This window comes from Erwinia sp. BNK-24-b, from assembly GCF_047456155.1.
Lineage (GTDB): Bacteria > Pseudomonadota > Gammaproteobacteria > Enterobacterales > Enterobacteriaceae > Erwinia > Erwinia phyllosphaerae.
Map to the genome: position 1 here is coordinate 2,018,834 of NZ_CP179901.1, position 24,051 is coordinate 2,042,884.

General features: G+C 53.1%; 24 protein-coding genes. 17 read left to right on the top strand and 7 right to left on the bottom strand.

Features of this window, described 5'->3' with window-relative positions; genetic code table 11:
* Nucleotides 1–147 precede the first annotated feature (147 nt).
* The 6 genes from ACMGGR_RS09015 (at nt 148) to ACMGGR_RS09040 (ending at nt 6,424) form a co-directional block, all read left to right on the top strand.
* Complete coding sequence (locus ACMGGR_RS09015) at nt 148–1,749, top strand: PTS transporter subunit EIIC (protein ID WP_414148684.1); 1,602 nt, start codon at nt 148–150, stop codon at nt 1,747–1,749.
* Nucleotides 1,750–2,073: 324 nt separating this feature from the next.
* Nucleotides 2,074–2,241, top strand: a complete 168-nt coding sequence (locus ACMGGR_RS09020) for a general stress protein (protein WP_246759649.1) — start codon at nt 2,074–2,076, stop codon at nt 2,239–2,241.
* Nucleotides 2,242–2,381: 140 nt separating this feature from the next.
* Entirely contained in the window at nt 2,382–2,627 is a 246-nt protein-coding gene (locus tag ACMGGR_RS09025) for a hypothetical protein (protein WP_414148685.1), read from the top strand.
* 16 nt (nt 2,628–2,643) lie between these two features.
* Nucleotides 2,644–3,330, top strand: a complete 687-nt coding sequence (locus ACMGGR_RS09030) for a DJ-1/PfpI family protein (RefSeq protein WP_414148686.1) — start codon at nt 2,644–2,646, stop codon at nt 3,328–3,330.
* Nucleotides 3,331–3,568: 238 nt separating this feature from the next.
* Nucleotides 3,569–5,212, top strand: coding sequence for a methyl-accepting chemotaxis protein (locus ACMGGR_RS09035; RefSeq protein ID WP_414148687.1), 1,644 nt, complete (start codon nt 3,569–3,571; stop codon nt 5,210–5,212).
* Between the two features lie 312 nt (nt 5,213–5,524).
* On the top strand, nt 5,525–6,424 hold the full coding sequence (locus ACMGGR_RS09040) for a LysR family transcriptional regulator (protein ID WP_246759645.1): 900 nt from the start codon (nt 5,525–5,527) through the stop codon (nt 6,422–6,424).
* 73 nt (nt 6,425–6,497) lie between these two features.
* Here the strand turns inward: ACMGGR_RS09040 and ACMGGR_RS09045 are convergent, their stop codons facing one another.
* The 4 genes from ACMGGR_RS09045 to sapC form a co-directional block, all read right to left on the bottom strand.
* Nucleotides 6,498–7,637 carry a CMD domain-containing protein gene (locus ACMGGR_RS09045; RefSeq protein WP_414148688.1) on the bottom strand — a complete coding sequence of 380 codons (1,140 nt, stop codon included), beginning with the start codon at nt 7,635–7,637 and terminating at the stop codon, nt 6,498–6,500.
* Nucleotides 7,638–7,805: 168 nt separating this feature from the next.
* The gene (gene sapF / locus ACMGGR_RS09050; RefSeq protein ID WP_414148936.1) at nt 7,806–8,609 is read right to left on the bottom strand and encodes a putrescine export ABC transporter ATP-binding protein SapF; all 804 of its coding nucleotides are present in this window, start codon (nt 8,607–8,609) and stop codon (nt 7,806–7,808) included.
* Between the two features lie 2 nt (nt 8,610–8,611).
* A complete protein-coding gene (gene sapD / locus ACMGGR_RS09055) occupies nt 8,612–9,604 on the bottom strand; it encodes a putrescine export ABC transporter ATP-binding protein SapD (RefSeq protein WP_246759643.1) in 993 nt (330 codons plus the stop codon).
* Entirely contained in the window at nt 9,605–10,495 is an 891-nt protein-coding gene (gene sapC / locus ACMGGR_RS09060; RefSeq protein ID WP_246759642.1) for a putrescine export ABC transporter permease SapC, read from the bottom strand.
* Between the two features lie 602 nt (nt 10,496–11,097).
* Between sapC and ACMGGR_RS09065 the strand changes: the two genes are divergently transcribed.
* Together ACMGGR_RS09065 and ACMGGR_RS09070 are read left to right on the top strand one after the other, a co-directional pair.
* Nucleotides 11,098–11,778 carry a type 1 glutamine amidotransferase domain-containing protein gene (locus ACMGGR_RS09065; RefSeq protein WP_246759641.1) on the top strand — a complete coding sequence of 227 codons (681 nt, stop codon included), beginning with the start codon at nt 11,098–11,100 and terminating at the stop codon, nt 11,776–11,778.
* A gap of 221 nt (nt 11,779–11,999) precedes the next feature.
* Nucleotides 12,000–12,605, top strand: coding sequence for a TetR/AcrR family transcriptional regulator (locus tag ACMGGR_RS09070; RefSeq protein ID WP_246759640.1), 606 nt, complete (start codon nt 12,000–12,002; stop codon nt 12,603–12,605).
* Nucleotides 12,606–12,809: 204 nt separating this feature from the next.
* On the opposite strand, the gene sapB is transcribed toward ACMGGR_RS09070, so the two are convergent.
* Both sapB and sapA read right to left on the bottom strand, forming a co-directional pair.
* Nucleotides 12,810–13,775, bottom strand: coding sequence for a putrescine export ABC transporter permease SapB (gene sapB / locus ACMGGR_RS09075; RefSeq protein ID WP_246759634.1), 966 nt, complete (start codon nt 13,773–13,775; stop codon nt 12,810–12,812).
* Nucleotides 13,776–13,777: 2 nt separating this feature from the next.
* A complete protein-coding gene (sapA, locus tag ACMGGR_RS09080) occupies nt 13,778–15,397 on the bottom strand; it encodes an ABC transporter substrate-binding protein SapA (RefSeq protein ID WP_246759632.1) in 1,620 nt (539 codons plus the stop codon).
* Nucleotides 15,398–15,852: 455 nt separating this feature from the next.
* Here sapA and ACMGGR_RS09085 point away from each other — a divergent pair, with 455 nt between their 5' ends.
* On the top strand, nt 15,853–16,371 hold the full coding sequence (locus ACMGGR_RS09085) for an O-acetyl-ADP-ribose deacetylase (RefSeq protein ID WP_414148689.1): 519 nt from the start codon (nt 15,853–15,855) through the stop codon (nt 16,369–16,371).
* Between the two features lie 51 nt (nt 16,372–16,422).
* On the opposite strand, the gene pspF is transcribed toward ACMGGR_RS09085, so the two are convergent.
* Nucleotides 16,423–17,406, bottom strand: a complete 984-nt coding sequence (pspF, locus tag ACMGGR_RS09090) for a phage shock protein operon transcriptional activator (protein ID WP_414148690.1) — start codon at nt 17,404–17,406, stop codon at nt 16,423–16,425.
* Nucleotides 17,407–17,564: 158 nt separating this feature from the next.
* Here pspF and pspA point away from each other — a divergent pair, with 158 nt between their 5' ends.
* The 8 genes from pspA (at nt 17,565) to ACMGGR_RS09130 (ending at nt 24,019) form a co-directional block, all read left to right on the top strand.
* The gene (gene pspA / locus ACMGGR_RS09095) at nt 17,565–18,230 is read left to right on the top strand and encodes a phage shock protein PspA (RefSeq protein ID WP_414148691.1); all 666 of its coding nucleotides are present in this window, start codon (nt 17,565–17,567) and stop codon (nt 18,228–18,230) included.
* 56 nt (nt 18,231–18,286) lie between these two features.
* Nucleotides 18,287–18,514 carry an envelope stress response membrane protein PspB gene (pspB, locus tag ACMGGR_RS09100; protein ID WP_246759626.1) on the top strand — a complete coding sequence of 76 codons (228 nt, stop codon included), beginning with the start codon at nt 18,287–18,289 and terminating at the stop codon, nt 18,512–18,514.
* Complete coding sequence (gene pspC, locus ACMGGR_RS09105; protein WP_414148692.1) at nt 18,511–18,867, top strand: envelope stress response membrane protein PspC; 357 nt, start codon at nt 18,511–18,513, stop codon at nt 18,865–18,867. The genes pspB and pspC overlap by 4 nt, the downstream gene beginning before the upstream one ends.
* A 26-nt stretch (nt 18,868–18,893) precedes the next feature.
* Nucleotides 18,894–19,118, top strand: coding sequence for a phage shock protein PspD (gene pspD / locus ACMGGR_RS09110; protein ID WP_246759624.1), 225 nt, complete (start codon nt 18,894–18,896; stop codon nt 19,116–19,118).
* A 58-nt stretch (nt 19,119–19,176) separates the two neighbouring features.
* On the top strand, nt 19,177–20,574 hold the full coding sequence (locus ACMGGR_RS09115; RefSeq protein WP_414148693.1) for a YcjX family protein: 1,398 nt from the start codon (nt 19,177–19,179) through the stop codon (nt 20,572–20,574).
* Nucleotides 20,571–21,608 (top strand): TIGR01620 family protein, encoded by a 1,038-nt coding sequence (locus ACMGGR_RS09120; protein WP_414148694.1) that lies wholly within the window; start codon nt 20,571–20,573, stop codon nt 21,606–21,608. Before ACMGGR_RS09115 ends, ACMGGR_RS09120 begins: the two co-directional genes overlap by 4 nt.
* A 91-nt stretch (nt 21,609–21,699) precedes the next feature.
* Nucleotides 21,700–23,256: a transcriptional regulator TyrR gene (tyrR, locus tag ACMGGR_RS09125; RefSeq protein WP_246759620.1), complete on the top strand. Its 1,557-nt coding sequence runs from the start codon at nt 21,700–21,702 to the stop codon at nt 23,254–23,256.
* A gap of 61 nt (nt 23,257–23,317) precedes the next feature.
* Complete coding sequence (locus ACMGGR_RS09130) at nt 23,318–24,019, top strand: LuxR family transcriptional regulator (protein WP_246759618.1); 702 nt, start codon at nt 23,318–23,320, stop codon at nt 24,017–24,019.
* Nucleotides 24,020–24,051 lie beyond the last annotated feature (32 nt).

Sequence of the window (24,051 nt, forward strand, 5' to 3'; positions counted from 1 at the left end):
AAAAAAATTGTCTAATTGATTACTTTAATCATGCGATAGCTCTGGTTTATCGCTAAAGCGTGAGCTAAATCAAAGAACAGAATGGAACAGGGCAGTCATGCCTCACGGGCCTGCCGTGATGGCTAATAATGAGGTTTTCCGTCCACGATGGAGCCGCCCGTGAAAGAGTTCGTCAGCCTTATCCACGCCTTCGGCAAAGCTCTGATGATGCCCATCTCCGTCATTGCCGCTGCCGGTATTTTTCTTGGCGTGGCGGCGGCCATGCAAAACCCGGCTATCACCGGCGAAGCTTTTGCCAGCCTTCACGTACCACAGCTGATTATCGGTTTTATTCGCAAGGTCGCTGGCGCGCTGTTTGCCAACCTGCCGCTCTTTTTTGCCGTTGCCAGCGCAACGGGACTGGCGAAAGCAGAGAAGCCGACCGCCGCCTTTGCCGCCGTGATTGGTTTTATCGCTATGCACGTTGGCGTCAGCGCCACGCTTGCGGCTCAGGGATTGACGGCGATGACCACCACCCCAGAAGCCTTGCAGGCCAAAGGCATGGCGCAAACGGCCGCCATGATGACTTCGGCGGAATATATCCAGATGCTGGGCATTTTTACCTATAACATGAGCGTGCTGGGGGGCGTCATTGCAGGTCTGGTTACCGTGGCAATCCATAATCGCTGCTATACCACCCAGTTGCCCACGGCTATCAGCTTCTTTGGTGGACGACGTTTTGTACCCATAGTCACCGTACTAGTGTTGCCGCTGGTGGGTGTACTCCTGGCGGCAATCTGGCCAACCGTGGGAGCAGGTATCGCCTGGGTTGGCGAGTTGATCGGCAAAAGCGGTCAGTATGGCGCTTTTCTATATGGTGCCAGCGAAAGACTGCTTATCCCCACGGGCTTGCATCATATCCTCAACGAAACGGTGCGCTTTACGCCGATCGGCGGGATCGCCACGGTCGATAACCAGACCATTGTTGGCGCACTCAATATTTTTAATACCGCGCTCACGCATCCTGGTTCAGTACCGGATGCCATTATTCGCAACGCCACGCAGTTTCTGGCTCAGGGCAAGATTCCGGTAATGATGTTTGGCCTGCCTGCCGCAGCGCTGGCGATCTACCACTGTGCCAGGCCAGAGCATAAGCAGCGCGTGAAAGCGTTGATGATGGCCGGTGCGCTCACCTCGTTTACTACCGGTATCACGGAGCCGCTGGAGTTCTGCTTTATCTTCGTTTCGCCCGTACTTTATTTACTGCACGCTTTTCTCAGCGGCCTCTCGTTTATGTTGATGTCCATGCTGCATCTGATGATTGGCAATATTCAGGGCGGCGCTATCGATCTGGTGGTCTTTGGAATTCTGGGCGGCAGCAGGACGCAGTGGTGGTGGACGCTGGTGCTGGGCGCAATCTATGTACCAGTTTACTATTATGGCTTTCGCTTTGTGATTTTACGCATGCGCGTAGAAACCCCGGGCAGGGAAGCAGAAGAGGTGGAAACGGAAAAAGCGGTTGCGGCTGATGAACGTGTCCGCGTCATTATCAGCGGGCTGGGTGGAAAAGAAAATATTGAGGATGTTGACTGCTGCTTCACCCGTTTACGCGTGCGGGTAAAAGAGATGAAAGAAGTTGTCGACCAGACGTTAATGACCACCGGTGCTAATGGCATCAACCACGTCAGCGATCGCGATATCCAGGTTATTTACGGCCCGCAGGTCGAGAAGATTGCCATTGAGGTTAAAGCCGCTCTAGGGATGGGGTAAACGGCAAACCCTGTTATTTTACAGGGTATATTGCTTTGTCGGGATAATAAAATTCATCACGATAAACATCATTATATAAGCGGAAAATAAATTTTACATTTTACGGCTTCGCTTATTTTTCTGTGTGGCGCGCTAACGCCTTGATATTTCTTTCAGTAAAGATGAGGGTGGATTTTTATTAAAAAAACGAGGCCGGTTTCTTGAAAATAAGCTGAGCCTGGCTATAGTTATTCATGCACGACGTTCACCGGCGTTCGGTAAAAAAGCGTTAACCGAGCTACAGATTATCCGGTGAGAAATTTGATACACGAAGAGGAAGCTATTATGACTCAGCATCGTGGAAATTCCGGCAACTTTGCCGAAGATCGTGAAAAAGCATCAGAAGCAGGTAAAAAAGGCGGACAGAGTAGCGGCAGCGGCAGTTTTAAAAATGACCGCGAAAAGGCCTCTGAAGCTGGCAAAAAGGGCGGGCAGTCAAGCCGCCGCAGCTAGCGCGCTTTATACGGGAACAGAGTGATCTCATCTGTCCGGTAAAGCAAATTACCATTGCTGAACATAACGGGTAATTGTTTTTCGTAATTATGCCGTTACTAAACCCGCTTTCCTCTGTGTCAGGAACGGCGGGTTTTTTTATGTGGCTGATTAAATGTATTGTTGGGCATTTTATAACGGCAACAGACCAGTACTATCATTGGGCGGCAGGGCGCTATTTAATAGTAACAGAGGCAATAAAACTCATATCGCGATTGATAGTTTCTGATGGTGATTTATTTTTGGCTATTCCTGCCGCTTTTTCCCTTTCATTACCCTCGCTCTCGCAATTAACCTACTTTAAAGCTTGTTTCTGCCTGAAAAGTCTGACAAAAGTAATGTTTTAAACTTGCGGATTAAACAATGAGCGTTTCCTCAGTTTCAATTGGCCTGTTACTTTTCCCCGGTCTTACCCAGCTCGATTTAACGGGTCCCTTCGAAGTTTTCGCGCGCGCGCCAGCTGCCGAGGTGCATCTTATCTGGAAAACACTTGATCCAGTGGTTTCGGATCGGGGAATGGCCATCTTGCCTACGGCAACTTTTGCTACCTGCCCGGCGCTGGACGTCATCTGCGTTCCGGGAGGGCCGGGACAAATTGCATTAATGGAGGATGCAGAAACGCTGACGTTTATTCGTCAGAAAAGCGAGCAGGCCAGCCTGATTACCTCTGTTTGTACCGGTTCGCTGATATTGGGGGCCGCAGGGTTATTGCAGGGGTATCGGGCTACCAGCCACTGGGCTTCACTCGATCAGCTTGCTCTGTTAGGGGCGCAGCCGGTTAGTGAACGAGTGGTACAGGATCGCAATCGTATAACGGGCGCAGGGGTAACGTCCGGTATCGATTTTGCCCTGAGCGTGGTCGCTGCGCTCTATGGCAATGAAACTGCACAAAATATCCAGCTGCATATGGAGTACGATCCCGCTCCGCCTTTTTCCTGCGGTTCGCCCCGGCAGGCGTCGCCAGAACAGCTGCAACAGGCGAAAGCACAGGCCGCGCCTTTTATTGCCAGAAGGTTAGAGGCAACCCTGAAAGCAGCGCAAAAATTGTAAAAGGTGTAACCGTACTGTGCAAAAGTAGCTGGAACGAATAAACAAAAGTCTCATCAGCTATCGATAAAAGCGGTACGCAAAAAATAATAAACCAGCATAAATAAGCAGTTGCATCACCCGATCGAAAAACGCAGAAAAGCAGGGCTTAAAGCTAAATTTTTATACGCGCAGGCCGATAACCTTAGGCGAAGAACAGGGGTACCATTTTTTCATAAAAATTGTCGGGTCTGAGGTATACATGACTATCACGCAGCGTTTATTTTCAACATTTACCTTATTAGTTATGGCGTTATGTACGCTGTCTGTTGTCTCTTTAACGATCATATCCGGTTTTCAATCCCGCTTTGAATATGTGCAAAACAACTCTATTCCCAGCATCAAGGATCTGAATAAATCACTAAGCGCAGCAAATAACTTAGGATTGTCTCTTTACAAGTATCAGTCAGTGACGGATGACACCCAGCACCCGGCCATCGAATTAAAAATCAATGCCGTTCTGGATGATTTAAAAAAATCAGCCGACAATTATATGGCAAACGATATTTCTAATGATGAAGATCGTGGCATGACAGAGCAGATATATCACGATATTGATGCAATCCGTGCCTCGCTACCTGATTTTCTCAGTGCCGCACGTGCCCATAATAATAGTTTGTCGAACTCCCTGCTGCAGGGTGATGCGGGGATTGGTAAGAATGGCCGTAAATTAACGGACGACTTAAATAAGCAGATTGAATTTAATGTTAATATTGGCGATAACCTGAAGCTGATTAATGAAAGTATCTATAAGAAAACCATCTGGACCATGTCGATAGCTATCGCCTTCATTATTATTATTTTGAGCTTCTTTACCATTAAAACGATATTGAATATCAGAAAAAGCTTGTCCAGCATGGAAAGAACGATGATCGGTGCCAGCGAAACGCTGGATCTTACCTGTCTGGCAGATGAAAGCCGTGCCGACGAGGTGGGTAAAACCGCCGCAGCTTTTAATAAGCTGTTAGCTAAATTCTCCGAAACCTTGTCTGCGGTACACAGTTCTTCACTGTCGGTCAGCGCGGGTTCGTCGCAGATTGCAGCAGGGAACGAAGACCTGTCTTCACGTACGGAAGAGCAGGCAGCATCCCTTGAACAAACTTCAGCCAGCATGGCCACTTTAAGTGACGCGGTTAAAACCAACTCCTCCAGCGCCAGCCGGGCAAGTGATTTAGCTGACAATGCCAATAAGCTGTCTGCTGAAAACGGCAGATCGGTGAAAGAGATGCTGTTAACGATGGAAGATATCCGCACCAGTTCCGGAAAAATTTCTGAAATAACGGGCTTGATTGAAGGTATTTCATTCCAGACAAATATTTTGGCACTCAATGCCGCAGTAGAAGCTGCCAGAGCCGGTGAGCACGGACGTGGTTTTGCCGTTGTGGCAAGCGAAGTGCGTAATCTTGCCCAGCGATCTTCGTCAGCCGCGAAAGAAATTAAAGAACTGATCGTTGCCTCTGTGCAACACGTTGAAAGCGGTACGCTGCAGGCGGCAAACGTGGGTGAAAATACAGAGAAAGTGACAAGCTCAATTAATCAGGTCGCGACCATCGTTAATGAAATTGCCACTTCTGCCGCCGAGCAAAGCCGCGGGATTGAGCAGGTGCATCTGGCTATGGGGCAAATGGATGAAGTGACCCAGCAGAACGCCGCGCTGGTCGAGGAAGCTTCATCGGCATCCCGATCTTTACAAGGGCAGGCGGAGACGCTCAGCGCGCTGGTATCCGCGTTTAAGCTAAGTTCAGAATCAGGCAGTAAAAAGAGCGATCGCTTTGTTAAGCAGCCCGTCACGCGTCTCCAGCCGCAGGAAGCAGTCAGCGCGGCAGGAAACTGGGAAAGTTTTTAATCTCTGACGACTATTGCCTCCGGAATCGGGGGCAATAAGTAGCAAAAAGTTCTATAGTAGCTGAGTAAAAAAGCCTGCGGAAAACCCTGAACAGTACGGCAACTCGGCTCTTCAGCCCACCTTGTCCTGCCTTTTGTATAGTCATAACGCATTCATTACTAAGTATAATGTGTGAAATCTGGCACGATATCACTCTTCATCCGCAAAGCGGCAGCGCGCCTGGCAGGTAGATTTTTATTTAGTACATCATTAAGTACACACCATCCGGTTTGGCCGCGATCCACAAAGTCAATACATTGAAAAATAAGAAAAATGGATATAAAACAGCTTATCTACCTGTGCAATCTTGAACGCGAACGCCATTTTGGTCGTGCGGCGGAGGCCAGCTTTGTCAGCCAGCCGACGCTCTCTATGCGCCTGAAAAATCTGGAGCGCGAGCTGGGATTATCGTTAATTAATCGCAGCAATAATTTTGACGGTTTTACCCCTGAAGGCGAACGCGTATTGACGTGGGCGCGAGAAATCGTTTCGGTATATCAAGGGCTCAAGCTGGAGGTCGAATCGCTTAAGCATGGCGTCTCCGGCACGCTGCGTATTGGCGTGGTGCCGCAATGTAGCATCTCTTTGACGGTAGTACTGAAGGGCATTCAGGAACGCTATCCGCAGCTTGACTATCGCGTCTCTGTACTGAGCGCCGATCAGCTACTGGATGCGCTTAATAGCTATACGGTGGACGTCGGCATCGGTTTCTTTGAGCTGGCCACGCTACGCGAACTGCATTTTCAGGCCGAGCTACTGCAGGATGGCGGGGTTGAAGTGGTCTTTCATCCCGATCATTTTCCTCAGCTGGCGGGGGATGAACCGCTTGAGCTGAATGCACTCACTGAGATCCCTTTTTGCCTGGCAGAGCAAACGCGTTACTTCCGGCGCTATCTGGACAGCCATTTCCGCGAAGCCGGTATCCATTTACGGGTAATTCTGGAAACAACTTCTGTTTTCCTGCTGACCCAGGGCGCACAGGTCGGTTTAGGCTGCCTGATTTCGCCGCGAGGGCATTTGCTCCCTTCCATGACGCCGGAACTGCAGGCACGTCCGCTGGCGATTGCACCAATGACGCGTCAGGCCGCTGTGGTTATTGCTGAACCGGGGCGGGCCACGCCGCTGGCGCAGCACTTTTTTGACGAGGTGCGCCGCTGGTTAAGTCAGCGGTGAACTGGCTCTGTTATCTTCAGGCCTGAGGGGAAACGGGCTAGGCAGTTTCTCCGCAAGCCTGCGCGACGTGCGTTTAACCTGTGCCGAGCGACTGCATCAGCCGGTTGTTCCAGGCCGCCAGGGCCGTACTGAAAATAACGTTGAAAATTTGCGGCTGCGAAAAGCCTGCTTCCGTCAGCGGCTGTAAATGGGCTGCGCTAAAACGCTCCGGCGAACGGGTGAGCTGCGCCGCTGCCTGAATAATAGCTTTATCCTTTGCAGAAGCCGACGCGGCCGCTTCTTCAATCCCCGCCTGCAACAAATCGCGCAGCTTCTCTGGCGCATAGCGATAAAAGCAAACCGGGCTGCCGTTAATGCGGGCGGCGACAGCGGCGGCAAGCTGGCCTTCCGGCGAGGTAATTTTCCCTTCAAGTTCGTTAATCAGCTTGCTCCAGCCATACAGCGCATCGCCATCGTGTGCCAACAGCCAGGCGCTTTCGCTCACCGCTCGCTGCGGCTGGCAAAAGGTTAAGGCTTCCAGCTGGCTGTCAGAGGCATAGCGCAGTTCAACCGCCGACAGTCTGGGGCGCCAGGCCGGCCGCCGTGCAAAGCAAAGCGCTTCTGCATCCGGCGGGATAGTTACGCCGGGTATCCAGCGTACCGGCAGGCCGAGCAGCGCATGGATGCCAGCCGCCACGCGCGCCTGGTAACAGACAAAGCCGATGACCTGGCTAAAGGTAATAATATCGGGGGCGGTCAGGCCTGCTTCATCCAGTCTTTGCAGCGCCGCTTCGTCAATCAGCGTCGGCTGGGTAGCCAGCTGGCGAGCATACTCGGTAATTTGCGTGAGGCGACGATTGCTTTCCCGCGACGAGTCCGGGCCGCTTAAAGGATTCAGGCGAGCGGCATAATGGTTGCACAGCCGCTGCACGCCGGTCACCTGCGCTACGGTCAGCGCGGTGCTGAGCCGGTCGTACAGCGTTAGCGTATGCGTTAAAGAGGTAACAAGATCCTGAGGAAAAAGCAGCTGGTAAAGATCTCTGGAGGCCAGCAACGCAGGCTGGGCGGCCTGTAGCGTTTCCTGCAGATCATTTTTGCACAGCGCTGCCAGGCCCAGTAAAAAGCGATCTTCAATTTCGGCGGCCTCGGGAACCAGCGGCTGTGCCTGAGTGGCACGGGTAGACTGTGTTTCGTGATACCAGTGGCTGTGGCTTTCTGGCCGACGCTGTTCCATAGTCATTCCTTCTAGTATTAGCTGTGCTTATCCTCGCGCAAGCTAAAAGGCAGACAAAAGACCAATAGGTGCTAATAAATAGCATAAAAGCATAAAGAGAGGGAGTTCAGCGTATTATGTGGAATAACCGCTTATTCATGGCAGAATAAACGGTCTGGGGAGAAGGATTTACCGGTCTTTGCGCCATGCGTCGGCGGTCAGCGCTTCGCCAAAGTGGCTGTTAATCAGCCGTTTGGTTAAATCGTGCAGCGGAGAAGCCAGCACGTCGGCGGTACTGCCGCGCTCAACCACCTCGCCCTGGTGCATCACGATAACCTGATCGCTGATGTGTTTCATCATGCCCAGATGCTGCGTCACGTAGATATAAGCAATACCGTGCTTATCCTGTAGCTCCAGCATCAGATTGATCAGCTGCGAGCGCATTGACATATCCAGCGAGGCCAGCGCTTCGTCGGCGACGATCACTTTTGGCTGTAAAATCAGCGCGCGCGCCAGGCCTACACGCTGTTTCTGTCCCGGTGCCAGCATATGCTGATAATAAGCGGCGTGGTCGCGCAGCAATCCAACCTGGCGCAGGGTGGCGATAATGCGTTTTTCCCGCTCTTTAGCGGAAAGATCTGTATTCAGCCGCAGCGGGAAATCCAGAATTTGCCCAATACGCTGGCGCGGATTAAGCGAGGTAGAAGGGTCCTGAAAGATCATGCGAATGCGCTGGCTGCGGTAGCCGTAATCGCCATATTCCAGCGGATGGTCGTCGATTAAAATATTGCCCGCGCTCGGCGCAACCATGCCGCTAAGCATTTTGGCCAGCGTTGATTTCCCGGAACCGTTTTCACCAATAATCGCCAGCGTTTGCTTTTCCCGCAGCGTAAAGCTGACTTCCTTTACCGCTTCCACATGCTGTCGCCGGAAAAGGCCGGTGCGGTAGCGGTAGGTTTTACTGAGGTTACGCACTTCCAGCAGCGTTTCTATCATCACTGGCTCTCCATATTGAGCGGGAAATGACAGGCAAACAGATGTGATTTGCTACCGGTCAGACGGGGCGTTTCAATACACTTTTTCTGTGCATAGGGACAGCGCGGCCCCAGCCGACAGCCTATAGGCAAATGCTCCAGCGAAGGGATAGCGCCGGGCAGCGTGTTCAGGCGGCTTTTATGCGGCAGCGAACGGCCAAAATCGGGCATGGCCCTGATGAGCGCCTGGGTATAAGGATGATGCGGCGTACTAATCAGATCTTCACTAAGCGCCGTTTCAACAGTTTGTCCGCAATACATTACGTTGATGCGGTTTGCCCAGTGGCTTAGCATCTGCAGGTCGTGGCTAATCAGCAAAATAGTCGTATTGTTGTTCTGGTTAAGGCGTGAAAGCAGGCGGAATATTTGCGCCTGGGTAGTCGGCTCCATCGCATTGGTCGGCTCATCGGCAATTAACAGCCGCGGCTGGTTGGCCAGCGCAATCGCGATCATCACTTTCTGGCATTCGCCTTCAGTCAGCTCGTAAGGAAAGCTGCGCATAATATCTTTATGATCTTTAATCCCGACGCGGTGTAACAGCTCGATAGCGCGGCGATGCCGCCAGCGAAAGCGCTGATACCAGCGGCCTTTCCAGGTCCAGCGGGGGATAGCCTGCCGGAGCTGTTTGCCAATGCTTTCGGAAGGATCCAGACAAGACTGCGGTTCCTGAAAAATCATTGAGACATTATGACCGACCAGCTTGCGTCTTTCGCGCGGTGAAAGCTTTAGCAGGTCGATATCGTCAAAGCGCATACGATCGGCCGTCACGCGCCAGTTTTCTTTGGTGACGCCACAAATGGCTTTGGCAATCAGGCTCTTGCCGGAACCAGACTCGCCAACCAGCCCGCGGACCTCGCCTTCGCTCAGCGTAATACTGACGCGATCGACTGCTTTTACCGGCCCGTCGGCAGTCATAAATTCAATGGTCAGGTTACGTATATCGAGCAGCGGCATTTATTCAACTCCCGCAACAATGGCCCGGCGAATGCCGTCACCTAACAAATTAACAATCAGGACGCTAAGCATGATGGCCGCGCCGGGCAGCATGACAGTCCAGGGCGCGACGTAAATCAGTTCCAGCGCATCGCCAAGCATGGCTCCCCATTCAGGAGAAGGCAACTGCGCGCCAAGATCCAGAAAGCCCAGCGCGGCGATATCCAGAATGGCCATTGACAGCGCGCGGGTGAACTCCGATACCAGCAGCGCCAGGATATTGGGGAAAATGGCGTAGCGCAGAATATTCATGCTGCTGGCCCCATCCAGTCGGGCGGCGGTTACATACTCTTTTTCCAGTTCATCGTGCACGGCGGTATAAACAGAACGCACCAGGCGAGGAATAATGGCCAGGAAAACCGCAAGCCAGGCGTGGCTGAGTCCCGGCCCAAAAAACGCCACCACGATAATCGCCAGCAGCAGCGAGGGGATGGAAAGAAACGTATCCAGAATATGATTCATGACGGCAGAACGCAGCCCGCGAGTCAGACCGGCAAATACACCCAATATCATGGCGCACAACGAGGCCAGCAGGGTAATAACCAGAGCCGAACCTACCGTAGGCGCCGCGCCACTCAGCAGCCTGCTCAGCAAATCGCGGCCTAAATCGTCCGTGCCGAGGAAAAAGGAAACGTCACCGTATCGGGACCAGGAGGGCGGCAACAGCTGGTAGCCTAAAAACTGCTGGTCAAGATTATAGGGAGCCAGCAGTCGACCAAAAAGACACAGCAAAATCAGCGCGATAAAAGTGTAAAAGCCGATCATGGCGGACGTGTCGCGATAGAACAGCCGCCAGGCATTGCGAAACGTGCTGGGTAGCCGTTTTTCGGCGTAGATATTATCGGAGGGCATACGATATCGCTTTGTGTTGTTTTAGTGTGTTTAGAGTCACTTCACAATTTACCATATTATCAGTGATTTAATCTCTTTTTGTGTGCCGGAAAGGTACAACCTTACCACTTAGCATAGGCGATTATCCTTCGATAACGCGGTCTCAGGCAAGGAAACGCGGGCAGCAATTTCGAGCCTGGGTTAATGAAGGTTACGATTTGACCTAAGAAGTCATTCAGGACAGATAAAAAGCAGGGAAGATTATGCAGGAATACCCTTGTGATGACACTATGTCCGCGTTTAAGCAGCGTGGGACGGGAACAGGGCAGCAGCGCGAGGAAAAGTCAGGTGCACAAAATTTTATTGCCTTGCTTGTAGACGACCGGTCTATTAGGTGCTAACTTAAATACTGAGTTAGCGCATAGCTGATAGCAAAGCAGATAACCTGACACGAATCTGGAATGCTGGTAAAAGTAATTTTACATCAACAGGCTCTTTATCAGCCGCACAGGGCACGGGAAAACAGAAAGGCGTTATATAAACCGACAGTAGGTCGACTTTTTTTATAAGATTTATAGTCGACCGGTCTAATATAAATCAATGATACAGGCAGGAGTAAAACGATGAAGATCCTTATGGTACTGACCTCACACGATCGACTGGGTGACACCGGCCGTAAAACAGGTTTCTGGCTTGAAGAACTGGCCGCGCCTTATTATGTCTTTAAAGATGCGGGCGCAGAGATCGTGCTGGCCTCGCCGCAGGGTGGAAATCCGCCGCTTGACCCGAAAAGTAACGAACCCGATTTCCAGACCGCACTCACACATCGCTTTGAGGCAGATACGGCGGCAGTAGCACAACTGGCTGCCACCGTTCGACTCGACACTGTTTCACAGGCTGATTTTGACGCCGTTTTCTATCCTGGCGGCCACGGCCCGCTATGGGATCTGGCGGAAGATAAGCACTCTGTCGCTCTGATTGAAGCTTTTATCGCTGCCGAAAAACCCGTTGCGTTTGTTTGTCATGCGCCAGGCGTTTTGCGCCATGTAAAAACACAGGAAGGCAAAGCACTGGTAGAAGGCCGTAAGGTCACCGGATTTACTAACTCGGAAGAGGAAGCAGTAGGGCTGACTCAGGTGGTGCCGTTTCTGGTAGAAGATGAGCTGATTGCAAAAGGCGGTCTTTATTCAAAAGGCCCTGACTGGAGTTCATACGTGGTCACCGATGGTCAGCTTATTACAGGCCAAAACCCGACCTCTTCTGCGGCTACGGCCGAGCAGTTACTGCATAAACTGGCTCAATAAATCATGCCTGAACCTCTGAGGTGGCGATAAATTCGCTGCCTCAGCTTTGATAATCCGCACCATTAGAGCGCTGCCTTGACAGAGGCAGAATGAGAATATTTAAAGCTCACAATCTTAATAAGCTTTTTTTCTTTCTGTAAGCTGCATCTGACGCTCTTCCTGAGGGCATTGCCACACGCCATTTCGTAGACGACTGGTCTGTTTGTTGATAGAGTAAGCGAATGAAAACAGTGACGCAGCAGCACAACCAGCAAACTCGCGAACATCTTCTTGCCACGGGCCAGCGCATCATGGCGGGCAAAGGGTTTTCGGCGGTCGGTCTGAAAGAAATTCTGGATGAGTCCGACGTGCCTAAAGGGTCATTTTATTACTATTTCACTTCAAAAGAAGCTTTTGGCGTTGCGATGCTGGAAAGCTATTTCGATGCCTATCTTGCTGAACTTGATGAAACGCTCAACCAGTCAGGGATTAGCTATGCCCAAAGGCTAATAAACTACTGGCGTAACTGGCAGGAGTCGCAATCCTTCTATGATTGCCAGGGCAAGTGTCTTGCCGTCAAGCTGGGCGCTGAGGTAGCCGACCTGTCCGACAAGATGCGCGTGACGCTGATGCGCGGCACCGCAGGTATTATTTCTCGTCTGGCTGCTGCGCTTAAAGCTGGTGCTGCAGAAGGGTCCTTAACGCTTGAAAATGAAGCGGAAGAGGTGGCTGAAAGCCTTTACCAGCTCTGGATGGGGGCAAGCGTAATGGTAAAAATCGTTCGGACGACCGCGCCATTTGATTCTGCACTGAAAACGACACGGCAAATTCTGCACCTTTCCCGGTAAGCATCCCTCTGGCCCGGATTTCCAGAGCTTCTGCACGGGTCGGTCATAGATTAACCCTGAAGACCGGCAGCCATTTCAGGAGAGTTTTGCTGTTTGAAGCAGATAATAGCCAGAAATACGTTTTAATAAAGAGTGTTTCTGGCATTCTTTGGCCGCTTCTACGAGACCTTCAAGTTATTCACTCCCATACTTAGCATGGCCGCGCTAGCGCAGCGCATACCATTCCTTATGCTTAAGCGGTGTTGTCAGCGCGCCCAGAATATCGGCCAGCACGTTTACGGTAATCACCAGGCCGCCGACCATCATCACGCCAGCGGAGATGGCCGCGTAATCCTGTTGCCGAATAGCATCGACCAGCCAGCGGCCCAGCCCAGGCCAGCTAAAAACCACTTCCGTAATCATGGCTAGCGTGAGCATGGTAGAAAACTGTAATCCCAGGCGTGGGATAACAGGTGGTAACGCATTATGCAGCACATGGCGGCGAATAACCGCCAGCCTTGAAAGGCCACGCGTTGCCGCTGCCTTAATATAGTTTTGCTCCATAACTTCACGCGTGCTGATACGCAGCAGGCGCACCACCTCTGTAGTGGGCGCAACCGCCAGCGCCGTCACGGGCAAAATCAAATGCAACAGGGCACTTTTCATCATTTCGTTGCGCCAGGGGGAATGGCTAAGCCACGCATCAATCAGGCCGAATCCGGTAACCTGCTTAACCGGATAAAGTAAATCGAAACGGCCGGAAACCGGCAGCCAGCCTAAATCCAGCGAGAAAAAGAGCGTCAGCAGCAGCGCCAGCCAGAAAACCGGCATAGAGAAACCCAACAGCGCCAGCACGCTGATGGTTTTATCCTGCCATTTATTGCGCATCACGCCCGCCGCAATGCCCAGCGGAATCCCTGTTGCCATCGCCAGGCCAAAGGCCAGGATGCAGAGTTCCAGCGTGGCCGGGAAAACCTCCAGCAGCTCTTTTGCAATAGGCTCGCCGTTAATGCTCGAGACGCCAAAATCGAACTGTAGTAATCCCTGATACCAGAATATCAGCGCGTCAGTAAAGGACGCGCCCTGCAGCGGCGCATGCGGCGTAAAATAGCTCAGGCTAAAGCCCACCAGCGTCAGCAGGGCAAGCGTTACCAGCCACAGCACCAGTCTTCTTAAGGTATAAATAATCACGGTTATTTACTCTCCCGATCGCGGTACACACCAGCAAAAGAGGCGTTGCCGAACGGGCTAAGCACCAGCCCGTGAATATCATAACGATAAGCCTGAAGTCGAAGCGAATAGGCCAGTGGCAATACCGGTAAAGCCTGCGCCAGCATGCTTTGCGCTCTGGAATAATACTCAATCCGCGATGCCAGCTGTTGTGACAGCAGCGCTTTATGCAGCGTGTCGTCAAACTCCGTATCGCACCAGTGCGCGTAGTTGGTTTGTGAACCAATTGCGGCACAGCTCAGTAACGGACGGAAAAAGCTGTCAGGATCGTTACTGTCAGTGGCCCAGCCGGTGAGCGTCAGGTCGTGATGCATCTCCATCAGGCGCGCTTCCTGAAAACGTCCTTCTACCGGCACAATTTTCACCGTGACGCCGACCTGCGCCAGATCTGCCTGAATCAGTTCGGCGGCCTTAAGCGGGCTGGGGTTCCACGCCTGTGAGGCGGCAGGCACCCATAGCGACAGCTGCAAATCTTCCACCCCCAGCGCTTTAAGCTGCTCGCGCGCTTTCGCAGGATTGTATTCCGTTACGCGGGCCTCATTGTTATAGGCCCAGGAAGCACGCGGCAGTATTGAGGCCGCCGTTTCCGCCGTACCATAATAAACCGACTCCATTAGCCGCTCGTTGTTAATCGCCAGCGCCAGCGCCTGGCGAACCTCCGGGCGATCCAGAGGCGGCTTACGCGTATTAAAAGCAAGGTAGGCGATGTTCATACCGGGTCGCAGCGTCAGCCTTAAGCGCGGGTCGTCACGCAGCACGGAAATCTGGCTGGCGGCCGGATAGGCCAGCACGTCGCACTCTCCCGTCAGCAGTTTGGAAAGTCGTCCGGTGCCGCCTGCGCCCATATCAATAACTACCTGCGACATACGCGGCAGGCCTTTCCAGTAGTCAGGGTTACGTGCAAGGCGAACAAACTGACCGGCGCGATATTCACTGAGAAGAAAAGGGCCGGTGCCTACAGGCTGACGGTCCAACTGCTCCTGACGATCCTTTTTGGTCAGGTTTGCAGCGTATTCGGCAGAAAGAACCGGCGCGTAGTGCGTCGCCAGATGCCAGAGAAAGGAAGCATCCGGGCCATTCAGGCGGATCTCTACCGTATCGCTGTTAATTTTTTTCACGCTGGTGACGCTGTCGGCAAACTGCAGGCTGTCGAAATAGGGATAGCTGCCGCCGTTCACGTTATGCCAGGCAGATTTACGGTCAAAAACGCGTTGAAAGCTGAACACCACGTCATCAGCATTCATTGAGCGCGTGGGCGTGAACCATGCCGTTTTCTGAAAGGCAACGTTGTGGCGCAGGTGAAAACGATAGGTTGCGCCGTTATCCAGCACTTCCCAGCTTTCAGCGAGTTCAGGAATTAATCGATAAGTATAAGGGTCGACATCCAGCAGGCGGTCGTAAAGCTGCGCGGCCAGCGTATCCACCACCAGGCCGCCGCTCGCCATCTGCGGATTAAAGGTTGTCACCGAGCCATTAACGCAATAAACGAATCCGCTCTGGCGAATATCGTCTGGCGCTTTGGCCGCCACCGAAGCGCTAAACAGGCTAAGTGCCACAAGAAAAGTACGGAATAATGTGCGCATAAGTCATCTGAAATATCAGGCAATAGGGTGAGTGTACCGCACTCTGCGGTCACCCCCAAAGTTTGCCGGGACAACTGGCGCTTTTTCATGCTGACGCATCGTCTCGATGACCGCTGTCAGCCTTATGGTTTATGTTAATGGCGCTATCAGGGCCTGATAAGGCTGTTTGCGGAAGAAATCGGCTATCGCGTTGCCCGAACAGGCCTGATCTTATTGTGGTAATGAGAATTATTATCAACAAAAAGCTTTACAAGCGAGAGTGCGAATGATTATTATTCTCCTGCGCTTCAACGGTGGCTCTACCGAAGAAGAGCACGACATTGCTCACATTGCTTCCAGTATTTTTAGCCCGCCTTGCGCGGGCTTTTTTTTGCGTCAGAAACGCCGCGTTTACCGATTCTCCCGTACGGCAAAACCAGGTCAGCCAGCTATACTGACAGACACAGGAGGCGCTTATGTCAGATAAAATCAAGCTGTTACAAGGTGATATTACGAAAATAGCGGCCGAGGCGATCGTTAACGCGGCCAATTCTTCCCTGCTGGGCGGCGGAGGCGTAGATGGCGCGATCCATCGGGCCGGCGGGAAAACGATTCTGGCGGAATGTCAGACTATCCGCGATCGTCAGGGTGGCTGCAATGAAGGCGATGCTGTTATCACCGGCGCTGGCAATCTTCCTGCCCGGTACGTAATTCATACCGTTGGACCAGTCTGGCACGGCGGGCAAAACGGTGAGCCTGCCGTCTTGCGCAGCGCTTATCATCGCTGCTTTGATCTAACAGACCAGTACGCCATCAAGACACTCTCTTTCCCAAACATCAGTACCGGGATCTATCGTTTTCCTAAAAAGCTGGCGGCGCAGATTGCCGTAGAAGTTATTCTGGAGAGAACCAGTGCCGATATTGAGGCCGTAAACATCGTCTGCTTTGAGCCGGAAAACTACGCTATTTACCGTGATTTATTGGATAAGCTCTAGAAGCCTTCCGGACAGAGTCTCGACGCGTTAAGCAGGGCATAAAGTCGTAAATTAATCATCCGTCTTTATCTCAACGTTATGCTTCTTCATCATGGCCCGTAGCTGGTGGTAGGTGACGCCAAGCAGATCTGCCGCCCGCCGCTGGTTAAAGCGCGCCTGATGCAGACTCTTGTGCAGCAAATCTTTTTCCTGCTGATGCTGCCAGCGGCGTAAATCCAGCGGCAGCGTCGGCTGCTCACTGACGGCTTCAGTGGGACCCGGGGCATAAGCGCGCTGGAACGGATCGATAACAATGGCATCAAGTTCCTGTTCCGTGTCGCTATGGCGATAGACAGAGCGCTCTACCACGTTTTTTAGCTCGCGCACGTTGCCTGGCCAGTGATGAGCCAGCAGCGTTTGCCGCGCACGGGGGGAGAAACCAGGAAAAAAAGGCAGGCCCAGCTCGCGGCACATCTGAATAGCAAAATGTTCCGCCATTACCAGAATGTCGCTACGGCGCTCGCGCAGCGGCGGTAGCTGGACGACATCAAAGGCGAGCCTGTCTAACAGGTCGGCGCGAAATTTTCCCTCTTCAGCCAGGCGCGGCAAATCCGCATTAGTGGCGCAAACCAGCCGGACGCTAACCTGCAACGGCTGACTGCCGCCAACGCGTTCCAGCTGACCATATTCAATTACCCGCAGCAGTTTTTCCTGCACCAGCATCGGTGCCGTAGCCAGCTCGTCCAGAAACAGCGTCCCGCCGTCGGCGCGCTCAAAGCGGCCAAGATGGCGTTTTTGTGCGCCGGTAAAAGCCCCGGCCTCATGGCCGAAAAGCTCGGAGTCCAGCAGGTTTTCGTTTAATGCCGCGCAGTTTAGCGAAACGAAAGGGCCTTGCCAGCGCTCGGAAAGATAGTGCAGACGGCTGGCGATCAGCTCTTTACCCGTCCCACGCTCGCCGATAACCAACACCGGCTTATTTAGCGGCGCCAGACGAGAAACCTGCTCCAGCACTTCCAGAAAATTGTTCGACTCGCCCAGCAGTGTCTCTTTTTCCATTAATTTCACCAGGTGTTAGTTATTTACACCACCTTAGACAAGAAGCTGCGAGATGTAAATCAGTTAATTTACACAAAATCAACAAGATAAAAGTTGGCACGCCGTTTGAATAGTAGTTAGCAGGTCACCAATAATAGTGAATGAAGAGGATTGTGATTATGGGTATTTTTTCTCGTTTTGCCGACATCGTGAACGCCAATATCAACTCGCTGCTGGAAAAAGCGGAAGACCCGCAAAAGCTGGTGCGCCTGATGATTCAGGAAATGGAAGATACGCTGGTGGAAGTTCGCTCTACGTCGGCGCGGGCGCTGGCAGAAAAGAAACAGCTGTTGCGTCGTATTGAGCAGACAGAAGTTCAGCAGGCTGAATGGCAGGAAAAGGCGGAGCTGGCGCTGCGCAGAGATAAAGACGATCTGGCTCGCGCTGCCCTGATCGAAAAACAGAAGCTGAGCGATCTGACCACGTCGTTAACGCGTGAAGTTGAACAGGTAGAAGAGACGTTAAGCCGCATGAAGGGTGAAATCGGCGAGCTGGAGAAAAAGCTAAGCGAAACCCGCGCCCGCCAGCAGGCTCTGACGCTGCGCCACCAGGCCGCTTCGTCCTCTCGCGATGTGCGTCGCCAGCTGGACAGCGGCAAGATTGATGAAGCGATGGCTCGCTTTGAATCTTTTGAACGCCGCATCGACAGTATGGAAGCCGAAGCGGAAAGCCACGGTTTTGGTAAACCAAAAACGCTGGATCAGCAGTTTGCGGAACTGCAGGCCGATGATGCTATTTCTGAACAGCTGGCCGCGCTGAAAGCAAAAATGAACCGTAGTGAGTAACTGTTACCCGGTGGCATTCTGTGGAATGCCCGGTTTTATGCAAGCAAGGAGAGTGAATGAGCGCGTTATTTCTGGCGATACCGCTGACGATATTTATGCTGTTTGTGGCGCCGGTCTGGCTATGGCTGCACTACAGTAACCGTCAGAACAGTGATGCCACACTGTCGCAAAGCGAACTGCAACGGCTACAGCAGATGACTCAGGATGCTCGCCGCATGCGGGAACGTATTCAGGCGCTGGAAGAGATTCTGGATGCTGAACATCCCAACTGGAGGCAGCCATGATAGCGAACGGCAGTAAAAAACTTTACCGCATTCCCGCTCGCGGTAAGGTCAAAGGCGTTTGCGCCGGTATTGCCGACTATCTGGATATCCCGGTGCGGCTGGTGCGGGTAATTGTGGTGCTGTCGATGATTTTTGGCCTGTTTATGGTCACGCTGGTGGCCTACTTTATTCTGGCGTTTGTGCTGGATGAAATGCCGGAAAGTGAAGAAAAAAGCGAAAAAGCGCCGACGGCACACCAGCTGCTGGACAAGCTCGAAGCGGAGCTGCAGGGCGGAGAAGCGCATCTGCGCGATATTGAGCGCTATGTAACCTCAGAGACTTTCAGCGTGCGGAGCCGATTTCGCCAGCTGTAAGGACGTTAATTTACCGGAGAACTGTTATGCGCAACTGGCAATCTGCTTTACAACGTAACGCCGCGCCCACGCTAAAAAAGGCCGGTAAATTTGTCCTGCTGGGCGTGCTGAGCTACGGCCCGGCTGGCTTAACGGGTTGGGCGGTGAAATCCGTGGCCCGCCGCCCGCTGAAAATCGTGCTGGCCTGGGCGCTGGAACCTTTAATTCGTCGCGTGCTGCGCGGCGCCACGGCACGCTGGCAAAAACCCTGATCGTCGCGGCTATGCTATTCTGAGCCGCAAAACGGAGCGGTCTTAAGGATACTGACCAATGAAACGACTTCAGACAGAATTGCTGTCGCTGATGAACAGGGGCGCAGATCGGCATCTGCGCCTGGCCGTTACCGGCCTGAGCCGCAGCGGCAAAACCGCCTTTATTACCTCGCTGGTCAACCAACTACTTAACGTCAACGCCGGTGCGCGCCTGCCGATGTTTTCCGCCGCGCGCGAAGGCCGTCTGCTGGGCGTAAAACGCGTGCCCCAGCGCGATATGGGCATCCAGCGCTTTACCTATGACGAAGGGCTGGCGCAGCTCTATAGCGATACACCTGCCTGGCCCACGCCCACCCGTGGCGTAAGCGAAATGCGTCTTGCACTGCGCTACCGCTCGCGCGAGTCGCTGCTACGCCATTTTAAAGAAACCTCCACGCTCTACCTGGAAATTGTCGATTATCCCGGCGAATGGCTGCTGGATCTGCCGATGCTGGCGCAGGATTACCTGAGCTGGTCGCGCCAGATGACCAGCCTGCTCCAGGGCGATCGTGCGGACTGGTCGATGACGTGGCGCAAGCTTTGCGAAGGGTTAGACCCGCTGGCGGCGGCTGATGAAAACCGGCTTGCTGAGATCGCCGCAGCCTGGACCGATTATCTGCTCAAGTGTAAAAAAGAAGGGCTGCATTTTATCCAGCCGGGCCGTTTTGTTTTGCCTGGCGATATGGCTGGCGCACCGGCCTTACAGTTTTTCCCGTGGCCGCAGGTCGAGGAAATGGGCGAGTCCAGGCTGGCGCAGGCCGACGCCAGCAGCAATATCGGCATGCTGCGCGCGCGTTACAACTATTACTGTCAGCATGTAGTTAAAGGTTTTTATAAAAATCACTTTCTGCGCTTCGACCGGCAAATTGTGCTGGTCGACTGTCTGCAACCGCTAAACAGCGGCCCGCAGGCTTTTAACGATATGCGGCTGGCGCTGACGCAGCTGATGCAAAGCTTCTCTTACGGTCAGCGGACGTTGTTCAGGCGTCTGTTTTCACCCGTGATCGACAAGCTGCTGTTTGCCGCCACCAAATCCGATCACGTTACCGGCGATCAGCATGTCAACCTGGTTTCGCTACTGCAACAGCTGGTACAGGATGCCTGGCAAAATGCCGCTTTCGAAGGCATTACCATGGACTGTCTGGGACTGGCGTCGGTACAGGCAACGCAAAGCGGGCTGGTCGACCATCAGGGTGAAAAAATCCCGGCGCTGCGTGGCCATCGTCTGGCCGACAACGAACCGCTGACCGTCTATCCGGGAGAAGTGCCGCCGCGCCTGCCGGATAACGCGTTCTGGCAGCAGCAGGGATTTCATTTTGAACAGTTCAGGCCGCAAAAGGCGGAAACCGATCGGCCATTACCGCATATTCGTCTGGACGCGGCGCTGGAATTTTTATTGGGAGATAAACTGCGATGAACGCACCGCTTAAACCACGTATAGATTTCGCACAGCCGCTGACGGAAGAAAAAACCGAGACCATTAAAGCCGCGCGCTTTTTTGCCCAACAGGATGAACGTTTTATCGCTGTCGATCCGGAGCAACAGCCGGAAGAAGAAGATGCGGGCGAAAAAGCGGTGGAGGCAGCGCTCAGGCCGAAACGCAGCCTGTGGCGCACGCTGGTAAAAACCGGGCTGGCGCTGTTTGGCGCAAGCGTAGTGGCGCAAGGCGTGCAGTGGACTTATCACGCCTGGCAGGCTCAGGACTGGATTGGACTGGGCAGCTGCGCGGCCGGAGGCTTAATAGTGGTCGCCGGAGCAGGTTCGTTAATCGGCGAATGGCGACGGCTTTATCGCCTGCGCGAGCGCGCCGAAGAACGTGATATTGGCCGCGAGCTGTTAGCCAGCCAGAGCATGGGCAAAGGCCGCGAGTTTTGCGAAAAGCTGGCGCGGCAGGCGGGACTGGATCGTAGCCATCCTGCTCTACAAAGCTGGCATGCGGCGCTGCACGAAACCCATAACGATCGCGAAATCGTGGCGCTCTATGCGCAAATAGTGCAGCCGGTGCTGGATAATCAGGCCCGTCGTGAAATCGGCCGTAGCGCTGCAGAATCGACGTTGATGATTGCGGTCAGCCCGCTGGCGCTGGTTGATATGGCTTTTATCGCCTGGCGCAATCTGCGTCTGGTCAACCGTATTGCCGCACTTTACGGTATTGAGCTGGGCTATTTCAGCCGTATCCGCCTGTTTCGTCTGGTGCTGTTGAATATTGCTTTCGCGGGCGCTTCGGAACTGATCAGAGAGGTCGGCATGGACTGGATGTCGCAGGACCTGGCCGCGCGCTTTTCTGCCCGCGCGGCTCAAGGGATCGGGGCTGGCTTGCTGACCGCGCGTCTGGGGATTAAAACGATGGAGCTTTGCCGTCCGCTGCCCTGGCTTGAGGGTGACAAGCCGAAGTTAGGCGATTTCCGCCGCGATCTGGTGGTTAAACTTAAAGAAACGTTGCAGAAATAGCCGACTGTCAACTTTTGCTTCCGCAACGCTTCTGACCCCTGCGTCAATGGGGTATTATCAACGTTCGCCCGGAATTGATAAAGGTTTACACATGCGTCTGGAAGTTTTTTGCCAGGACCGACTTGGTCTGACTCGCGAACTGCTCGATCTGCTGGTTGAAAGAAACATTGACCTGCGCGGCATCGAAATTGCCCCTATCGGGCGCATTTACCTGAATTTTTCCGCCGTGGCTTTCGAGCAGTTCAGCCAGCTGATGGCGGAAATCCGCCGTATCCCCAGCGTGACGGATGTCCGCACTATCGCCTTTTTGCCTTCCGAGCGCGAGCACAGGGCGCTAAGCGCGCTGCTGGTAGCGCTGCCGGAGCCGGTTTTCTCTATCGATTTAAAAAGTAAGGTTGAACTGGCCAATCCGGCGGCGCAGGCACTGTTTTCACTTAATGAAGAAAAGATGCGCAACTACGGCGCGGGCGCGCTAATCAGCGGCTTTAACTTTCTTCGCTGGCTGGAAAGCGAGCACAGGGAACCGCAGGCGCATCACGTTGTTATTCAGGGCCGCGACTTTTTGATGGAGGTGACGCCCATTTTTGCCGCCAGCGAAAACGAGCTGGCGGGCGCGGTAGTGATGCTGAAATCTACGGCACGAATGGGCCAGCAGCTGCAAAACCTGGTGGTTAACGACGACAGTGACTTCCAGCACATCGTCGCGGTAACGCCGAAAATGCGGCAGGTTGTCGATCAGGCGCGCAAGCTGGCGATGCTGGATGCGCCGCTGCTGATTGTTGGTGATACCGGCACCGGTAAAGATATGCTGGCTCGCGCCTGTCATTTACGTAGCGCGCGCGGCAAGAAACCGTTCCTGGCGCTGAACTGCGCTTCGTTGCCGGACGACGTGGCCGAAAGCGAGCTTTTTGGTCACGCGGCAGGGGCTTATCCCAACGCGCTGGAAGGTAAAAAGGGCTTTTTCGAGCAGGCCAACGGCGGCTCGGTGCTGCTGGATGAGATTGGCGAAATGTCGCCGCGCATGCAAACCAAGCTGCTACGTTTTCTTAATGACGGCACGTTTCGTCGCGTTGGCGAAGAGCATGAAGTGCACGTCAACGTGCGGGTTATCTGCGCGACGCAGAAAAACCTGACGGAAATGGTGCAGCGCGGCGAGTTTCGTGAGGACCTCTTCTATCGGCTTAACGTGCTGACGTTAAACCTGCCGCCGCTGCGCGACCGTCCGCAGGATATTTTGCCGCTGGCAGAGATGTTCGTTGCGCGTTTTGCTGACGAGCAGGGCGTGCCAAGGCCGAAGCTTTCTCCGCAGCTTAACGCCTTTCTCAGCCGCTATACCTGGCCTGGCAACGTGCGCCAGTTGAAAAACGCGCTTTATCGGGCGCTCACGCAGCTGGAGGGCTACGAGCTGCGGCCGCAGGATATCATTTTGCCCGAATCTACCATGGCGATTCAGCTGGGCGAAGAGGCGATGGAAGGTTCGCTGGACGACATTACCAGCCGCTTTGAGCGTTCGGTATTAACCAAACTCTATCTTTCCTATCCCAGTACCCGCAAGCTGGCGAAGCGCCTTGGCGTTTCGCATACCGCTATCGCCAATAAGCTGCGCGAGTATGGCTTGAGTAAAAAAGCGGACAGTGACGAAAAATAGCGTGCAGCCAGGGTACGCATGCTACCGGTAGCGTACCCATCAATAAAAAGAGAAGCGGTTAATGAAAAAAGACGCTCACGTCATCCAGAAATACATTGAAACGGAGCTGGCCCGTTTTGGTAACTTTAGCTGGGCCTATGTCGTTTTAGAAAAGAAAAGCATGGTGTTAAATTTCTACGCCACTAACTATCCGCAAGAATGGGTACAGCACTATTTTGATAATAACCTGCAGTGTACCGATCCGGTCGTCAGTACCGCGCTAAAAAGTGTGACGCCCTTTGCCTGGAATGAAAACATGAAGTCGGGCAACTATCATCATGGCGATGACGTGTTCGAAAAGGCGGCAGGCTACAATATTCGTCAGGGTTATACGTTTGTACTGCATGACTACAATAATAATCTGGTTACGCTGACGCTAATTAATGACGGCAACGTAGCGGAAGAAATGGCGCATATCATTAAGTTTCATAAGGGCCGACTGAATCTGTTTCTGGCGAGCCTGCATGAAAAATATCTGTCGCTGGCTTCGTCAGTTGAAGAAAATAAAAGCTCCCCGCTGGCGCTGTTTACTAAACGAGAAAATGCCGTCCTGTACTGGGTTAGCCTGGGGAAAACCTATGACGAAACCGGAACGATTTTAGGTATTAAAACCACCACAATAAAATTTCATATTGCCAATATCGTTAAAAAGCTCGGCGTTACCAATGCCAGACAGGCGATATGTCTGGGCGTAGAGTTACAGCTGGTAAAGCCTGCGGATTAAACATGCGACAAGGGCCGATACCCGATCGGCCC

What these genes read in the sequence shown, in the direction of transcription:
- ACMGGR_RS09015 (WP_414148684.1), top strand. Translation starts at nt 148, where the DNA reads ATGGAGCCGCCCGTGAAAGAGTTCGTCAGCCTTATCCACGCCTTCGGC.
- ACMGGR_RS09020 (WP_246759649.1), top strand. Translation starts at nt 2,074, where the DNA reads ATGACTCAGCATCGTGGAAATTCCGGCAACTTTGCCGAAGATCGTGAA.
- ACMGGR_RS09025 (WP_414148685.1), top strand. Translation starts at nt 2,382, where the DNA reads ATGTGGCTGATTAAATGTATTGTTGGGCATTTTATAACGGCAACAGAC.
- ACMGGR_RS09030 (WP_414148686.1), top strand. Translation starts at nt 2,644, where the DNA reads ATGAGCGTTTCCTCAGTTTCAATTGGCCTGTTACTTTTCCCCGGTCTT.
- ACMGGR_RS09035 (WP_414148687.1), top strand. Translation starts at nt 3,569, where the DNA reads ATGACTATCACGCAGCGTTTATTTTCAACATTTACCTTATTAGTTATG.
- ACMGGR_RS09040 (WP_246759645.1), top strand. Translation starts at nt 5,525, where the DNA reads ATGGATATAAAACAGCTTATCTACCTGTGCAATCTTGAACGCGAACGC.
- ACMGGR_RS09045 (WP_414148688.1), bottom strand. Translation starts at nt 7,637, where the DNA reads ATGGAACAGCGTCGGCCAGAAAGCCACAGCCACTGGTATCACGAAACA.
- sapD (WP_246759643.1), bottom strand. Translation starts at nt 9,604, where the DNA reads ATGCCGCTGCTCGATATACGTAACCTGACCATTGAATTTATGACTGCC.
- sapC (WP_246759642.1), bottom strand. Translation starts at nt 10,495, where the DNA reads ATGCCCTCCGATAATATCTACGCCGAAAAACGGCTACCCAGCACGTTT.
- ACMGGR_RS09065 (WP_246759641.1), top strand. Translation starts at nt 11,098, where the DNA reads ATGAAGATCCTTATGGTACTGACCTCACACGATCGACTGGGTGACACC.
- ACMGGR_RS09070 (WP_246759640.1), top strand. Translation starts at nt 12,000, where the DNA reads ATGAAAACAGTGACGCAGCAGCACAACCAGCAAACTCGCGAACATCTT.
- sapA (WP_246759632.1), bottom strand. Translation starts at nt 15,397, where the DNA reads ATGCGCACATTATTCCGTACTTTTCTTGTGGCACTTAGCCTGTTTAGC.
- ACMGGR_RS09085 (WP_414148689.1), top strand. Translation starts at nt 15,853, where the DNA reads ATGTCAGATAAAATCAAGCTGTTACAAGGTGATATTACGAAAATAGCG.
- pspF (WP_414148690.1), bottom strand. Translation starts at nt 17,406, where the DNA reads ATGGAAAAAGAGACACTGCTGGGCGAGTCGAACAATTTTCTGGAAGTG.
- pspA (WP_414148691.1), top strand. Translation starts at nt 17,565, where the DNA reads ATGGGTATTTTTTCTCGTTTTGCCGACATCGTGAACGCCAATATCAAC.
- pspB (WP_246759626.1), top strand. Translation starts at nt 18,287, where the DNA reads ATGAGCGCGTTATTTCTGGCGATACCGCTGACGATATTTATGCTGTTT.
- pspC (WP_414148692.1), top strand. Translation starts at nt 18,511, where the DNA reads ATGATAGCGAACGGCAGTAAAAAACTTTACCGCATTCCCGCTCGCGGT.
- pspD (WP_246759624.1), top strand. Translation starts at nt 18,894, where the DNA reads ATGCGCAACTGGCAATCTGCTTTACAACGTAACGCCGCGCCCACGCTA.
- ACMGGR_RS09115 (WP_414148693.1), top strand. Translation starts at nt 19,177, where the DNA reads ATGAAACGACTTCAGACAGAATTGCTGTCGCTGATGAACAGGGGCGCA.
- ACMGGR_RS09120 (WP_414148694.1), top strand. Translation starts at nt 20,571, where the DNA reads ATGAACGCACCGCTTAAACCACGTATAGATTTCGCACAGCCGCTGACG.
- tyrR (WP_246759620.1), top strand. Translation starts at nt 21,700, where the DNA reads ATGCGTCTGGAAGTTTTTTGCCAGGACCGACTTGGTCTGACTCGCGAA.
- ACMGGR_RS09130 (WP_246759618.1), top strand. Translation starts at nt 23,318, where the DNA reads ATGAAAAAAGACGCTCACGTCATCCAGAAATACATTGAAACGGAGCTG.